1 protein-coding gene is annotated in these 265 nt (G+C 64.9%); it reads right to left on the reverse strand.

The annotated features are described in order from the left end of the window. On the reverse strand, positions 1 to 265 hold a 265-nt coding region (locus NLU14_RS22085), incomplete at both ends, for a hypothetical protein (protein ID WP_275710652.1).

The following is a 265-nucleotide window of genomic DNA, read 5'->3' on the forward strand; positions in this document are numbered from 1 at the left end:
GAAGTGGGTAAGGTCGAACGGAAGGGGATGCTCGTCAGGATGGCCCATGGCCGTGTTCATGACGCCGATCATCCTGCCCCACCCGCGCGATTTCAGCGCCCAGCCATGTTCGAGCAGGACGTTGGGGTTGGGCGAGAGCTGGCCCTTGGCGCGCGTGGCAACGTGCGTGAGGTCGGACAGGAAGGCGACTGCTCTGTCGATCTTGCCGAAGATGGTGTCCGCGAGCGGTGGCATCCCCGGCACATCCACGGTGTCACGATCGGCG

It is taken from the genome of Marinobacter iranensis (assembly GCF_029207565.1).
Lineage (GTDB): Bacteria > Pseudomonadota > Gammaproteobacteria > Pseudomonadales > Oleiphilaceae > Marinobacter > Marinobacter iranensis.